Genomic DNA, 12,098 nt, shown 5'->3' with positions numbered 1-12,098 from the left:
GAAACGGCCTTCGCCCCAAGGGCTGCTTCCGTCAAAGGGCAATGCCTGAAAATATTCGGCCGGCACACCCGGCAGCAGCAACCCGTCCGGGGCCCTGAAGCCGAAGCGGCCGTAATAGCCGGGGCCGCCCGGCGCCACTTACCCCTCGGTGCCCAAACCCGGCCTGTCGGCATTCGGTCATTTTTATCGGTTGTAATGCGCATTGACGTCCGCCCCACGCAAAGGAAGAGCCCGATGAGACTCGCGTCCTACAACGTTGAAAACCTGTTCAACCGCGCCAAGGCCATGAACCTGGAAGGCTGGGCCGAAGGCAAGCCGGTGCTGGAGCGTTTCGCCAGGCTCAACCAACTGCTGGGCGAGCCCATCTACACCGACCAGGACAAGGCGCAGATGGTCAAGCTGCTGACCGAACTGGGCCTGAGCAAGTCGGACAAGGGCCCGTTTGTAATCCTGCGGCAAAACCGCGGCAGCCTGGTCAAGCGGCCCAAGGCCGGCGGCCTGGAGATTGTCGCCAACGGCCGCACCGAGTGGGTCGGTTCGCTGGAGCTGATCGAGGCCCCGGTGGACCTGGAAGCGATGCGCAATACCGCGCGGGTGATGATCGACCTGCACGCCGATGTGCTGGCGGTGGTCGAGGCGGAAAGCCGCCCGGCCCTGCGCGACTTCAACACGGAAATCATCGGCGCCCTGGGTGGCCCGCTGTACCGGCATGTGATGCTGATCGACGGCAACGATACGCGGGGCATCGATGTCGGCCTGATGACCGCCGCAGGCTACCCCATCGGCCAGCTGCGCAGCCATGTCGACGACACCGCGGCCAACGGCGAGCTGATCTTTTCCCGCGATTGCGCGCAGTTTCATATCCCGCTGCCTTCTGGAAAACAGAAGGACAAGCAGCTGATCGTCCTGGTCAACCACCTCAAGAGCAAAGGCTTCGGCGGCCTTGCGGCCTCGGCGAAAAAACGCCTGGCCCAGGCCGAGCGGATCAAGCTCATCTACCAGGCGCTGGTGGCCCAGGGCGAGGCCTATATCGCGGTGGTCGGCGACTTCAACGACACCCCGGACAGCGCGCCGCTGGAGCCCTTGCTCAAGGGTACCGACCTGAAGGATGCCTTCGTCCATCCGGCCTTCGACGACGGCGGTTACCCCGGCACCTTCGACACCTGCAAAGCGGCGAACAAGATCGACTACCTGCTGCTCTCCCCCGCGCTGTTCGCCACCGTCACCGCCGGCGGTGTCTGGCGCAAGGGCATGTGGCCGGGCAGCCAGCCCAAGCGCTGGGAGGTCTACCCGCAGCTGGACAAGAAGGAAAACGCCGGCTCGGATCACGCGGCGGTGTGGGTCGACCTGGACCTATAGGCCGCAAGGCCCCGCTCGCGAGCGGGGCCTGAGGGGTGGCCTGGTCAGCCCTTGACGGTGGCGCTGGCGGCCTCGTGGATAAAGGCCGCGACCTGCGCCGCCCGCGAGGCCAGCGAGGCATGGGAACTGGCCAGGGTGAGGGTCTTTTGTGGGTTGAGCCGGGCCGCCATCATTTGCTGGTTGCGTGGATGGATCATGCGGTCGTCGCTGGATATCTGGTACCAGGACGGTTTTTTCTTCCAGGCCGGCGCACTGATGGTATCGCCGAAGGTGCTGGCCAGCGGCGCCTTCTGGGTCACCGCCATGACCAGCGCTTCGTCGGCGCCCAGGTCCTGGCAAAAACTCTCATGGAAGGCCTGCGGCTTGAGCCACAGATAGCCATCGCTGTCGGGCTCGAGGTTGGCCGCCGCCGCGGGCAGGTGCTGCTGGGTGATCGAGCCCGGGCTTTCCCCGGCATCCGGGGCGAAGGCGGCGATATACACCAGCCCGACCACGTTGGGCTGGTCGCCCACTTCGGTAATCACCGCGCCGCCGTAGGAATGCCCCACCAGCAACACCGGGCCATCGACCTGGGCAATCATCTTGCGGGTGCGCTCGACGTCATCGGCCAGCGACGTCAAGGGCATCTCCACCGCGCGGATCGCGCTGTAACCCTTGCGCGCCAGCTCGATGATCACCTTGCTCCAATGGGCCGCATCGCCCCAAAAACCGTGCACCAACACAATCGTAGGCTGACCACTCATGAGCTTGAATCCTCTGTCTGGATAAAGACCGCTCGCCGATGGCGGCGGTACTGCCGGGCCCTGGGCATTGCGAGGCAGGTCGCTCGTCAAGTGACAGGCAGGAGACGCCCTCCCCCGTGCTGGCTTATGCTCGGGCACGCTCATTATCGAAGGGGACGGTGTCGACCGACCATGACCGAAAAGCCGAAGACTGTGCAGAGACACCTGCCCCCAGCCACCCCGCCAGCCGACCTCCGGCACCCGGCCGCCGATGTGTTTTTCGAAGTGTTCAGCCTGGCGCGGATGCATGGCGAGCTGCTGGGCGAGACGCTGCTGCAACCCGGCCAGCTGCTGCAGCGAGCGGCGGGCGGCGCCTGCTTCCATGTGATCCAGGACGCCGGCTGCCAGCTCAGGCTCGACGGCAATAACCAAACCACCAGCCTGATGCCCGGGGACATCCTGTTCGTGCCCCACGGCCAGGCTCATCAACTGCACAGCGCTGCGGATGCCAGCCCGGACCTGCCAGCGCGCATCACCAGCGGAGTCTTCCGGTTCGAGGGCGGGTGCGGCCAGGCCTTGAGCCAGGGTTTGCCCGGGGTGCTGCAAGTCAGCTGCCAGGGCGAGGACCCGAGCGACCTGATCGGCTCCCGTGAATGGCTGTCGCTGACGGTGGCGGCGATGCAAAAAGAAGTGCGCAACCCGTCGATCGGCAGCAGCATCATGCTGTCGCGGATCATCGACCTGATGTTCATCTGGGCCGTGCGCCATTGGCTGGCCCACGCCCCGCAAGGCATCAGCGGCTGGATCGCCGCCCTGCGCGACCCGCTGGTCGGCCAGGCGCTGGCGCTGCTGCACGCCGAACCGGGCGCGGCGTGGAGCGTCGAGCGCCTGGCCGGCCTGGTCAACCAGTCGCGCTCCAACCTGGCGCAACGCTTCACCCGCCTGGTGGGCCAATCGCCGATGCGTTACCTGATGCACTGGCGCATGCAACTGGCCAGTCAGCGCTTGCAGACCTCCAGCCTGCGCATTTCACGGATCGCCGAACAGCTGGGTTATGAATCCGAAGCCGCCTTCAGCCGGGCCTTTCGCCGCGAGTTCGGGGTCGCCCCCAGCGAATATCGCTCACGGGGTTGAGCGGATTTGCTGCCACCTTTCCGGTCCGGGGTTCAGCCGCGCCCTTGCAACGCCTCGAACAACGCCGCCGAAGCGTTGTACAACGGCACCCGACCCTTGAGCAGGATCTGCGCGCTGCGCCGGTAGGCGGCCGCGTCGATACGCATCGAGCCACCCTCCTCGCGCGCGGTGATCAAGGTGTCCAGCACCCCCGCCGGGTTTTCGATCGACACCGGGTATTCCGCCGTGGTGGCGCCCAGGGGCTTGGGCGCCTTGAGCAGTTCATGGGCCACGGTGCCTGGCGCCAGGCAGGCGGCGGCCAGGCAGCAGCCACCGGAGACGGCCAATGAAGGGTGGGCGTTTTGCGGGGTGAAATACCGGGTGTTGATATCGCCCGCGCCCTGGGCCGGGCTGACGATGCAGATCTTCGGCAGGGTTTCGCTGCGTTGCAATTCATCGGCGCTCATCAAGGCGCCACTGCGGTTGCGCAGTTGCATGCGCAGGCCGCCCTCGACCATCAAGCCAATCAACCGGGCCTTGAAGTCGGCATCGGCGTCCAGTTGCGCCGGGGTTTCCAGGCCGGTCTTGCCCAGGTCCGCGGCCTGGACGATGACCATTGGCACCGCCACGTCGAGGCAGGTGGCGCGCACGCCATTGAGCAGGTCGATGCGTTGCCCGGTGGGGAACAGCTGGCCAGTCTTGGCTCCCACCGGGTCGCTGAGAAACAGGTCGACCCCGGGGAACACACCATTGACCCCGGGAATGCGCGTATCGCTCAGCAGGCGACCGTCGCGGAACGCCAGGCGCGCGAGCATGGTGGTCTGGGTATTGCTATTGAAGATCTCGATCTGCGCGCTGTCCTCGTCCGCGCTCAGCCAGCCACGCTCCAGGGCGTACAGAGGCAAGGCCGCCGACATGTTGCCGCAGTTGACGCTCCAGTCGATCGCGCTTTTACCCGCCGCCAGCTGCGCCAGGGTGCTGACCATCCGCGCCTCGCCAGGCTGGCGCTCGGCGATGAACACCTTGTTGCTGGTGGGCCCGCCACGGCCCAGGCCGGTGATCTGGTTATTGCCCGGCAGCTCGCCGCTCAACGGCACCCCCATCAGGTGGCGCAAGAGCTCTTCGACCAGCAACGGGTCCTCGGGCAGGGTTTCGCGAGCCAGGATCACACCGGTGGAGGTACCACCGCGCGCATGCCAGACAGGGAATTCAACGATGCCGGCGCGGATTTCGGGAAGGTCCAGTTCAAAAGGCATGATCGGGCTCGCAGTGATGGACGACAGGCAGCGATCATAAACCGCGGCCTGGGCGAGCGCAGCTTTCCAGGTCCAGGGCCGTGCGCGCCCTGCAGGGCAGCCAGGCAGATGAACGAACTTGAACTAGTATGGATTGCGTAAGGCCCGCGCCATCGGGCTGTCCCATGGCCGTGGCTGACCAAGGTGCTTCATAAGCGGTTGCGTGCGAGCTGAAGGCTTCCGGGAGGCGAATCATGCTCGATCAGATTGCGCTGGGCATGCTTGTCTTCGCCGGAATAATCCTGTTCTACGGAATCATCGTTCTGCACGACATTCCCTACGAAATTGCCGTCCATCGGAACCATCCACATCAGGACGCCATTCACGCGGCAGGCTGGGTCAGTCTGTTCACGCTCCATGCCCTGTGGCCGTTCCTGTGGATCTGGGCCATGTTGTACCGCGAGGACCGGGGCTGGGGTTTCGCGACCGACAAGGCGCGGATGCAGGCCGAAAGAGATCTGGCCCAAGAACTGGCCGAGCTGCGACAGCGGATCGAGCGACTGGAAGGACAATCCCGGACCGGGCCCCGTCCGGAAGGGAAGCTGTGACCCATGGACCTGCTACTGATCCTGACCTACACCGCCATCTGCGTGGCCATCTTCAAGATCTTCCGTATCCCGCTGAACAAATGGACGGTGCCCACCGCCGTGCTGGGCGGCGTGGTCTTGATCGGCGCGCTGATTTTCCTGATGAACTACAACCACCCCTATTCGGAAGTGGCGCGCTCCTACTTCGTCTCGGTGCCCGTGATCCCGGTCGTTACCGGCCGGGTGATCGAGGTGCCGGTCCAGGGCAACACGCCGCTGGAGCCGGGCGACGTGCTGTTTCGCATCGACCCCGAGCCTTTCGAGAACCGCCTCAAGTCGCTCAAGGCCCAGCAGACAGCGGCGCGGGGCGACCTGTACCGGATCAACGAGTTGATCAGGCGCAACTTCGGCACCCGCCGTGAGCAGGAAGCCGCGATTGCCCGGGTCGACGACCTGCAGGCTCAGATCGACAACGCCCAGTTCGAGCTGGACAGCACCGTGGTCCGCGCCCCGAGCAAAGGCTTCGTCACCCATGTGTCGCTGCGCCCGGGAATGATGGCGAGCAAGCTGCCGCTGCGCCCGTCGATGGTGTTCATTCCCGACGAGGGCCATTACTTCTCTGCCTGGATGCGCCAGAACAGCCTGCTGCGCCTGGTCCCGGGGGACGAGGCGGAAGTGGCGTTCGACGGTATCCCCGGCCGCGTCTTCAAGGGCCGGGTGAAGAATGTCATCACGGTGATCGGCGAAGGACAGGTCCAGCCGTCCGGCACCCTGCTGAGCTACACCGGCTCACCGCCGCCGGGGCGGGTGCCAGTGGTCATTGAAATCACCGACCCGGACTACCTGCCCTACGCCAGACTCATGCCCGGTGGCGCCTATGGCCAGGCGGCGCTCTATAGCCAGCACTTCCACCATGTGGCGATCATGCGCAAGATCCTCCTGCGCATGTCGGCCTGGATGAACTACATCTTTCCGTTCCATTGATGAGCCGGGATCGGGCCTGATGCTTGGTGCGTTGCAAGTCCGGCTTGATTTCACTACCGGTCGAGTGGCTGCTTTCGCCTGTTGGCCTCGACAGAAAAAGCGGGTGGGCCGCTTGTTTCCCTTCTCTCTATACTGGCTTCCCTGAATGACAGTCAGAGCGCAAATGATGCCCGCCACAGCCGATAAAAATTCCCAGGTCATTTTGGTCTTGGCTCAACAAAGCGACTTGGACAATCTTGTAGCCATTCGAATCGAGGCCATGCGCGAAAGCCTGGAGCGGGTTGGGCGATTTGATCCAGTGCGCGCACGCGAACGCTTTCTTAGCGGGTTTGAAGCCCGCAATACACGCTACATCGAGGTATCTGGAGAGAGGGTTGGTTTTGTCGTGGTCAAGCACCGGGACAATGAACTCTTGCTCGACCACTTGTATGTGAGACCGAGCGCGCAGGGATCAGGAATAGGCTCTGCTGTTCTCGCCCAGATTTTCAAAGAGGCGGATGTGTCTGGGCTCCCTATTAGAGTGGGTGCCCTCAAAGGCAGCGCTTCGAATCGTTTTTATACCCGCCATGGTTTCCACTTCATCGAAAGCGCTGAATTCGATAATTACTATGTTCGTCAGTGCATTCCGACGATGGGCCTATCGCGCTGATGTCCCCTGCTGCAAGGCTGTGCAAGCCTGCAAAACCTTCACTCTTCGCCGTTGACCGGCTACGCCACCCCATCTGCCCTCCAATGACCTGGTTATGTGGCATCGGCCAATGACTTTGCGTGCGTAGCAAAATCATCCTGTATCTGCTGGAACCCGCAGCGCAGGTAAAACGCGGCTCCCTGTGGTGTATCCGTGGATAGGCGCACCACACAAAATCGCTGAGCCGCGTGTTCCAAAAGCCGCTGCACCAGGGCTTTGCCCGCATTCCGGCCCCTTGCTGCACGCGCAACGTATACCCTCCGTAGCCTGCCGATATCCGGCCCGGCATAGGGGTCACGAGTAAGGCCACCGATGGCAATCAGTTGCCCGCTGCGGAAGGCGCCCAACAGGCACTCACCCGGTTGATCGAACCGATTCGAACCGTTCTCCCACTCTGCGACCAAACGCGTGAGAAACCTGAAACCGTCCGCAACTGCCTCCGCTTCCAGTGCCAGGACTTGCGGAGAAAGCGCTGAGATCTGGCGTATCGCCAGTTCGTCCGTTGACATAACCACTCGATATCCTTGTGTGGGTGGGTATCGGCCAGAAGCCGCCAGTCACGGCGACTGGCAAGCGAACGCCGAAAATGCGGCTTCGCTAGCCCTTTTCGCCTTGACTGCCGATATTCGTCGCCATCACGGACATGACCACCGAACGGCCTCAAAACCTACCGTTTACTGAAGGCAAGACGAGCCGCGAACAGCACGAAAATCATGCCAGTGGCGCGATCCATCCAGGTAATCACCTTCTCCCTGCGCAACATTTTGGCCAGCGGCTGGGTCGCGCCAATCAGGATGATCGACCAGAGCAATCCGATGGCGACGTGAATGCCGACAAGGCCAAACGTCCAGGTAATCAATGGCTGGCCTTGCGGAATGAATTGGGGGAGGAAAGAGACGTAGAAAATACCGATCTTGGGGTTCAGGACATTGCCCATCATCCCCTTGAAGAACCAGTTCGTCGTTGTATTGTCAGTGCCGCCGGCAGGGGACAATGATTGGCGGGGCCGCAACAGCATGTTGAGCCCGAGCCAGGCCAGATAGGCCGCACCGCAGTATTTCAAGACATTGAACGCCAGCTCTGACACGGCAATCAGTGCCCCCAGTCCAAAAGCCACGGCGGCGCCCCACGACAGGCAGCCCGCACTGATGCCAAGGGCCGCGCGTAAAGCCTGCTGCTTTCCTTCCACAGTGGCCGTTCGCAATACCAGGGCGGTGTCGAGGCCGGGCGTCAGGGTCAACAGTGTCGCGGCAAACGTGAAGGCAATAAGGTTGTCGAGGAAAGGCATAGGTGAGTCTCAGCCAGAGGTAGGCGAAAGATTATCCTTGAAAGGCGGCCGATTGAAATTCATGCCGACGCGCATCCCTTCCTGCACCTGGCCCATCAGCCCCTGACTACAAACCGCCCTATTCCCGCCGGCCAAAACTAAGCCCGCCGCGCCAACAGCAACACCGAAGCCGCCGCCGACAACAACGCCGCGCAGCAGCGGTTGAAGAGCTTCTTGCCCCGTGGCTCGGCGAACCAGCGGCGCAGGTGCAGGCCCATGTAGGCGTAGGCGCTGATGGCGATCCATTCCAGGGCCAGGAACAGTGCGCCGAGCACCAGGAATTGGGCGGGAACCGGGGCTTGCGGGTCGACGAACTGCGGCAGGAAGGCGGTGAAAATAAGGATGGCTTTCGGATTGCCGATAGCAATCAGGAATTCCTGCCGGGCCAAGGCCAGCAGGCCCAGTGGCGCGGTCTTGTTCTCGGCTTCGACCTGGGTATCCGCCGTCCACAGCTGGTACGCCAGGTACAGCAGGTAGCCAGCCCCCAGAATCTTGATCCCGTGAAACAGCAGCTCCGAAGCTTGCAGCACCACCGCCAGCCCGGTCGCCGCCAGGGCGATCATCAGGGCAAAGGCCGCCAGCCGCCCTACTCCCGCCAGGCAGGAGACGCGAAAGCCATAGGTAGTGGCATTGCGGATCGACAGCAGGTTGTTCGGCCCAGGCGCCATGTTCAGGGCGAAACAGGCCGGGAGGAAGAGCATCAGGGTGGCAAGGTTCATGGAGGTGTCCGTCGGCTGATGGCTTGAGTTCCACACCCGCCAACCGGGCGGTTGCGGGCCCACAAGCCTCGCCCAATCCAGGGCATGCCGTCGAGAATTTTTGTCGATGCAGGCTGCGCCTACTCCTCCAGGGCCGCAAGCCCGGGCAGCAGCTTGTCCAGGGTCAGCGGAAACTCACGCACCCGGATGCCAGTGGCGTTGTAGACGGCATTGGCTACAGCCGCCCCGGCCCCGCACACACCCAGCTCGCCAAGGCCCTTGATGCCCAGGGCGTTGGCCCTGGGATCGGGCTCTTCGAGAAACAGCACATCCATCGCCGCGATATCGCCATTGACCGGCACCAGGTACTCGGCCAGGTCGTGGTTGACGAAATGGCCGTGGCGGGTGTCCAGCAGGGTCTGCTCCATCAGGGCCGCACCGACGCCCCAGGCCATGCCGCCGAGGATCTGCGAGCGCGCGGTCTTGGGGTTGAGGATGCGCCCGGCGCCGATCACCGCGAGCATGCGCCGCAGGCGGACTTCGCCGGTGTCGATGTCCACCGCGACTTCGACGAAGTGCGCGCCGTTGGAATGCTGGGAAAACTGCTTGTAGTCCTCCCCCATCGGCCCGACGCTGCCTTCGGCCTGCAACCCCGTGGGAGCCACTCGCAGCAGCAGATCGCTGAGGCGCTCCGAGCGCTCGCCGGTGCTGATACGGCCGTCGGCGAAGCGTACCGGCGCCTGGTTGTAAGGCGCGCCGGCGGCCTGGATGATCCGCTGCTTCAGGGCCTGGCAGGCGGCCTCCACCGCCGAGCCGGAACTGGCCGCTCCCCAGGAGCCGCCGGAGCCCGAAGTCTGCGGGAAGCGGCTGTCTCCCAGTTGCACCTGCACCGCCGACATTGGCACCCCCAGGCTGTGGGCGGCGACCTGGGTCAGGATGGTGTAGGTGCCGGTGCCGATATCGGTCATGTCCAGGCGCACCAGCACCCGACCTGTCGGACCCAGGCTCACCTGGGCCCTGGACAACCCCAGGTAATTGGGCCGGATCGACGCGGCCATGCCCATGCCGATCAACTTGCGGCCCTCGCGCACGCTGCCGGGCTTAGGCTTGCGGCGGCTCCAGCCGAAGCGTTCGGCACCGGTGCGCATGCAGGCCAGCAGGTTGCGCGAGGCAAACGGCACGCCGAGTTCGGGGTCCAACTCCGGCTCATTGCGCACCCGCAGTTCGATGGGGTCCAGGCCCAGGCGTTCGGCCAGCTCGTCCATGGCGCTCTCGAAGGCGAGCATGCCCGGCGCTTCGCCCGGCGAGCGCATCCACTCGCCGCGATTGAGATCCACCGGCACCAGCCGATGGCGCGTCAGGCGATTCGGCGCGGCATACAGCGAGCGGGCAAACACCGCGGTCTGCTCGCAGAACTCTTCGAAACGCGAAGTGCTCGACCAGACGTCGTGCCCCAGGGCCGTCAGCTTGCCGCTGCTGTCCGCCGCCAGCCTTACCCGGTGCTGCATGGCCGGGCGATAACCGGCGTTGGCGAACATCTGCTGGCGGGTCAGGGCCACCTTCACCGGGCGCTTGAGTACCCGGGCGGCCAACGCCGCCAGCACCGCGTCGGGATGGATAATCAGCTTGGCGCCGAAGCCCCCGCCTATGTAAGGGCTGACGATACGCACGCGCTCGGGCGCGATGCCCAGGGTGTTGGCCAGGCCGCTACGGAAGTTCGCCAGGGTTTGCGCCGAGGTGTAGAGGGTCAGCTCGTCCCCGGACCAGGCGGCGATAGAGGCATGGGGCTCCATTGGCACGTGGCTTTGGTACGGGGTGCTGTAGGTGCTGTCGAGCTTGACCGGCGCATTGGCGAACCCCGATTCAAAATCGCCGATGGCACTGTCGGTCTGGAAGCCGGCGTTGGTCCGCGGCGGGATGTAGGCCTGGGCCAGGCGGGAAGCAAGGTCGAAGTCGCCCTGCTCCGACGAGTAGCGCACGCGAATCAGCCGAGCCGCCGCGCGCGCGGCCTCGAAGGTCGAGGCCACCACCAGCGCCACCGGTTCGTCGTAGTAGCGCACAGCGTCGCTCGCCAACACCGGCCGGGCCCGGGTGAACACCTCGCCCGTGGTCGGCGTCACCGCCGGGCCGAATGCCGCCTGGGCCGGTGCGTTGCGATGGGTCATGACATAGAGCACGCCCGGCGTGCGTTCGGCCTCGCGGGTGTCGATCGCGCTGATGCGGCCCCGGGAGATGGTCGCGCCGAGGATGTAGCCATAGGCGGTGTCGCCCATTTCCCGCTGCTCGTAGGCGTAGGTCGCGCGGCCGGTGACCTTCAGTCGGCCGTCGACCCGGTCCAGCGGTTGGCCGATGGGGCCGTTGGCGGCGGATGGGGTGGGTCCTGATGTGCTCATGCCAATGCTCGCTCTTGAGTCGCACTGGCCAGCATCTGGCGCAGGGTGCGTTTGGCCAGGGGGATCTTGAAATCGTTGCCGCCCTGCCCGCGCGCGCCGGCCAGGGCGGCCTCGGCGGCGCGCTGGTAAACCGCCATATCGGATGGCTGGCCGAGCAACACCTGCTCCGCTGCTGTGGCCCGCCAGGGTTTGGGGGCGACGCCGCCGAGGGCCACGCGGACCGTGCGCACCTGCCCCGCGCGGACTTCGAGCACCAGCGCCACGGAGACCAAAGCGAAGGCATAGGAAGCGCGATCCCGCACCTTACGATACAGCTGCCGTCCCGGGAGTGGCGGCGGCAACGTGATGGCCTCGATCATCTCGCCATGGGCCAGTCGGGTTTCGAGCTCGGGCGTGGTCCCGGGCAAGCGGTATAGCTCATCCAGGGCCAGGGAGCGGCGCTGGCCGTCGGGCAGGAGGGTCTCCACCCGCGCCTCCAGGGCGACCATGGCCACCGCCATGTCCGAGGGATGCGCCGCAATACACAACTCGCTGGCGCCGAGAATCGCGTGCATGCGGTTGTGCCCCTGCAAGGCCGAACAACCGCTGCCAGGCTCGCGCTTGTTGCAGGCCATGCCCGGGTCGTAGAAGTACGGGCAGCGCGTGCGTTGCAACAGGTTGCCGGCGGTCGAGGCCTTGTTGCGGATCTGCCCCGACGCACCTGCCAGCAGCGCCTGGGACAGCAGCGGGTAGCGCTCGCGGACCCGGCTGTCGGCGGCCAGGTCGCTGTTGCACACCTGGGCGCCGATACGCAGGCCACCCTCGGCGCTGTCCTCGATCGCGGCCAGGGGCAAGCGGCTGATATCGATCAGGTGGCTGGGCCGCTCGATGCCCAGCTTCATCAGGTCGATCAGGTTGGTGCCACCGGCGATAAAGCGCGCCCCTGGCTGCGCGGCCATCAGGCTGACCGCCTGCTGCACATCGCTCGCACGCGCATAGCTGAAAGGCATCAT

General features: G+C 64.8%; 12 protein-coding genes. 5 read left to right on the top strand and 7 right to left on the bottom strand.

Annotation, left to right across the window (positions count from 1 at the left end):
• Positions 1-234: 234 nt before the first annotated feature.
• Complete coding sequence (locus AC3RCP_RS13975) at positions 235-1,359, top strand: endonuclease/exonuclease/phosphatase family protein (protein WP_492570048.1); 1,125 nt, start codon at positions 235-237, stop codon at positions 1,357-1,359.
• Between the two features lie 44 nt (positions 1,360-1,403).
• Here the strand turns inward: AC3RCP_RS13975 and AC3RCP_RS13970 are convergent, their stop codons facing one another.
• Positions 1,404-2,102 (bottom strand): alpha/beta hydrolase, encoded by a 699-nt coding sequence (locus AC3RCP_RS13970; RefSeq protein WP_492570046.1) that lies wholly within the window; start codon positions 2,100-2,102, stop codon positions 1,404-1,406.
• Between the two features lie 171 nt (positions 2,103-2,273).
• Here AC3RCP_RS13970 and AC3RCP_RS13965 point away from each other — a divergent pair, with 171 nt between their 5' ends.
• A complete protein-coding gene (locus AC3RCP_RS13965; protein WP_492570044.1) occupies positions 2,274-3,215 on the top strand; it encodes an AraC family transcriptional regulator in 942 nt (313 codons plus the stop codon).
• Positions 3,216-3,247: 32 nt separating this feature from the next.
• On the opposite strand, the gene AC3RCP_RS13960 is transcribed toward AC3RCP_RS13965, so the two are convergent.
• The gene (locus tag AC3RCP_RS13960) at positions 3,248-4,450 is read right to left on the bottom strand and encodes a PrpF domain-containing protein (protein WP_492570042.1); all 1,203 of its coding nucleotides are present in this window, start codon (positions 4,448-4,450) and stop codon (positions 3,248-3,250) included.
• Positions 4,451-4,683: 233 nt separating this feature from the next.
• Here AC3RCP_RS13960 and AC3RCP_RS13955 point away from each other — a divergent pair, with 233 nt between their 5' ends.
• The 3 genes from AC3RCP_RS13955 (at position 4,684) to AC3RCP_RS13945 (ending at position 6,649) form a co-directional block, all read left to right on the top strand.
• The gene (locus AC3RCP_RS13955; protein ID WP_150050673.1) at positions 4,684-5,037 is read left to right on the top strand and encodes a DUF3302 domain-containing protein; all 354 of its coding nucleotides are present in this window, start codon (positions 4,684-4,686) and stop codon (positions 5,035-5,037) included.
• A 3-nt stretch (positions 5,038-5,040) separates the two neighbouring features.
• Positions 5,041-6,000: an HlyD family secretion protein gene (locus tag AC3RCP_RS13950; RefSeq protein WP_007931928.1), complete on the top strand. Its 960-nt coding sequence runs from the start codon at positions 5,041-5,043 to the stop codon at positions 5,998-6,000.
• A 166-nt stretch (positions 6,001-6,166) separates the two neighbouring features.
• Positions 6,167-6,649: a GNAT family N-acetyltransferase gene (locus AC3RCP_RS13945; protein WP_101339423.1), complete on the top strand. Its 483-nt coding sequence runs from the start codon at positions 6,167-6,169 to the stop codon at positions 6,647-6,649.
• Positions 6,650-6,741: 92 nt separating this feature from the next.
• Here AC3RCP_RS13945 and AC3RCP_RS13940 read toward each other — a convergent pair whose 3' ends face one another.
• From AC3RCP_RS13940 to AC3RCP_RS13920, 5 genes are all read right to left on the bottom strand, one after another.
• Entirely contained in the window at positions 6,742-7,203 is a 462-nt protein-coding gene (locus tag AC3RCP_RS13940; protein ID WP_492570039.1) for a GNAT family N-acetyltransferase, read from the bottom strand.
• Between the two features lie 152 nt (positions 7,204-7,355).
• Positions 7,356-7,976 (bottom strand): LysE family translocator, encoded by a 621-nt coding sequence (locus tag AC3RCP_RS13935; protein ID WP_101337700.1) that lies wholly within the window; start codon positions 7,974-7,976, stop codon positions 7,356-7,358.
• A 137-nt stretch (positions 7,977-8,113) separates the two neighbouring features.
• Complete coding sequence (locus AC3RCP_RS13930) at positions 8,114-8,734, bottom strand: LysE family translocator (RefSeq protein WP_007931942.1); 621 nt, start codon at positions 8,732-8,734, stop codon at positions 8,114-8,116.
• Between the two features lie 119 nt (positions 8,735-8,853).
• Positions 8,854-11,106 carry a molybdopterin cofactor-binding domain-containing protein gene (locus tag AC3RCP_RS13925; RefSeq protein ID WP_492570036.1) on the bottom strand — a complete coding sequence of 751 codons (2,253 nt, stop codon included), beginning with the start codon at positions 11,104-11,106 and terminating at the stop codon, positions 8,854-8,856.
• Positions 11,103-12,098 (bottom strand): FAD binding domain-containing protein, encoded by a 996-nt coding sequence (locus tag AC3RCP_RS13920; RefSeq protein WP_101337697.1) that lies wholly within the window; start codon positions 12,096-12,098, stop codon positions 11,103-11,105. The genes AC3RCP_RS13925 and AC3RCP_RS13920 overlap by 4 nt, the downstream gene beginning before the upstream one ends.

Source organism: Pseudomonas sp. GW822-FHT05A08 (assembly GCF_058800485.1).
The sequence above is the reverse complement of the archived record's forward strand: the minus strand, read 5'-3'. Positions and strand labels throughout refer to the sequence as shown.

Excerpts from the sequence above, each read along its gene's own strand:
- AC3RCP_RS13975 (WP_492570048.1), top strand. The coding sequence starts at position 235 with ATGAGACTCGCGTCCTACAACGTTGAAAACCTGTTCAACCGCGCCAAG.
- AC3RCP_RS13970 (WP_492570046.1), bottom strand. The coding sequence starts at position 2,102 with ATGAGTGGTCAGCCTACGATTGTGTTGGTGCACGGTTTTTGGGGCGAT.
- AC3RCP_RS13965 (WP_492570044.1), top strand. The coding sequence starts at position 2,274 with ATGACCGAAAAGCCGAAGACTGTGCAGAGACACCTGCCCCCAGCCACC.
- AC3RCP_RS13960 (WP_492570042.1), bottom strand. The coding sequence starts at position 4,450 with ATGCCTTTTGAACTGGACCTTCCCGAAATCCGCGCCGGCATCGTTGAA.
- AC3RCP_RS13955 (WP_150050673.1), top strand. The coding sequence starts at position 4,684 with ATGCTCGATCAGATTGCGCTGGGCATGCTTGTCTTCGCCGGAATAATC.
- AC3RCP_RS13950 (WP_007931928.1), top strand. The coding sequence starts at position 5,041 with ATGGACCTGCTACTGATCCTGACCTACACCGCCATCTGCGTGGCCATC.
- AC3RCP_RS13945 (WP_101339423.1), top strand. The coding sequence starts at position 6,167 with ATGCCCGCCACAGCCGATAAAAATTCCCAGGTCATTTTGGTCTTGGCT.
- AC3RCP_RS13935 (WP_101337700.1), bottom strand. The coding sequence starts at position 7,976 with ATGCCTTTCCTCGACAACCTTATTGCCTTCACGTTTGCCGCGACACTG.
- AC3RCP_RS13930 (WP_007931942.1), bottom strand. The coding sequence starts at position 8,734 with ATGAACCTTGCCACCCTGATGCTCTTCCTCCCGGCCTGTTTCGCCCTG.
- AC3RCP_RS13925 (WP_492570036.1), bottom strand. The coding sequence starts at position 11,106 with ATGAGCACATCAGGACCCACCCCATCCGCCGCCAACGGCCCCATCGGC.
- AC3RCP_RS13920 (WP_101337697.1), bottom strand. The coding sequence starts at position 12,098 with ATGATGCCTTTCAGCTATGCGCGTGCGAGCGATGTGCAGCAGGCGGTC.